Consider the following 1255-nt stretch of genomic DNA (forward strand, 5'->3'; position numbering starts at 1 on the left):
CATCGCCCCTGGCCCTGTCGCGTCTGAGCATCAACCAGGAGACCGTCAGACAGCTCTCCCTCCCCGAACTCGCCGAAGGGTGCGCCAAGGAGGGCATCACCGCGGTCGGCCTGTGGCGCGCCCCCGTACAGGAGTACGGGGTCGAGCGCGCCGCCCGCCTCATGCGCGAGTCCGGCCTCGCCGTCACCAGTCTGTGCCGGGGCGGCTTCCTCACCGACCCCGAAGAGGCGCCACGCGCGCGTGCCCTCGACGACAACCGCGCGGCCATCGATGAGGCGGCGACTCTCGGCACCGGCACACTGGTGCTCGTCTCGGGCGGCCTGCCACCGGGCAGCCGTGACCTCGCCGGGGCGCGGGAACGCGTCGCGGACGCCCTCGCGCTCCTCGGGCCCTACGCCGAGGAGCGGGGCGTACGCCTGGCGATCGAGCCGCTGCACCCCATGTTCGCCGCGGACCGCTGCGTGGTCTCCACTCTGGCCCAGGCACTCGGCCTCGCGGAACGCTTCCCCGCGCGGCAGGTGGGCGTCGTCGTGGACACGTACCACGTGTGGTGGGACGACCAGGCGCCCGCGCAGATCGCGCGGGCGGGCGCGGGCGGCCGGCTGCACGCCTTCCAACTGGCCGACTGGATCACACCGCTGCCCGCGGGCGTGCTGCTCGGGCGCGGACAACTGGGCGACGGGAGCGTCGACTTCAAGGCGTTGCGCGCGCGGGTCGAGGCGGCAGGGTACGACGGCCCCATCGAGGTGGAGATCTTCAACGAGGCGCTGTGGGCGAGGGACGGCGCGCAGGTGCTGAGGGAGACGGCCCAACGCTTCCGCACGCACGCGTGAGGCACGCCCGCACAGCGAGGAAGCCGCGCCCGCCCGGCCTGACCGGGCCTACTTCGTCTTCCCGCGGGCAGCCCGTTTCTTGGAGACCATCGCCACCACGACGGGCAGACCCACCTCGATGACGCGGGTGACGGTCGTCACGGGAATGCCGGTCTTCTTGGAGATCGCCTTGGCCATCGGCCTGGTCAGCTTCGCGACGCCGAACATCATTCCCCTCCCCGCTCGAAGGGCCGGGGACCACCCGACCGGAGAACAGCACTCATGGGTCAAACGGTACGTCCGCCCGGTGGCGTCGGCACCCGGAGGAAGTCCGCGAAAAATTAGTGGGCAACGCCGTGCAACCCTTTGTGCACCAGGCGTGTCGTACTTGGGTGTCAGGGACTTCCCGTGAGGGGGGAACTGGTTCCCGAGGGGATCTGGGG

Annotated in this window: 2 protein-coding genes; one reads left to right on the forward strand and one right to left on the reverse strand. The window is 71.4% G+C overall.

Annotated elements, in window-relative coordinates; translation table 11 throughout:
* Window positions 1–8: 8 nt before the first annotated feature.
* Window positions 9–833, forward strand: coding sequence for a sugar phosphate isomerase/epimerase family protein (locus GKQ77_RS32855; RefSeq protein ID WP_219692797.1), 825 nt, complete (start codon window positions 9–11; stop codon window positions 831–833).
* A 48-nt stretch (window positions 834–881) separates the two neighbouring features.
* Here GKQ77_RS32855 and GKQ77_RS32860 read toward each other — a convergent pair whose 3' ends face one another.
* Complete coding sequence (locus GKQ77_RS32860; protein ID WP_219692796.1) at window positions 882–1040, reverse strand: hypothetical protein; 159 nt, start codon at window positions 1038–1040, stop codon at window positions 882–884.
* Window positions 1041–1255: the final 215 nt, after the last annotated feature.

Origin of the sequence: Streptomyces anatolicus (assembly GCF_019400875.1) — a bacterium.
GTDB classification, from domain to species: Bacteria; Actinomycetota; Actinomycetes; order Streptomycetales; family Streptomycetaceae; genus Streptomyces; species Streptomyces anatolicus.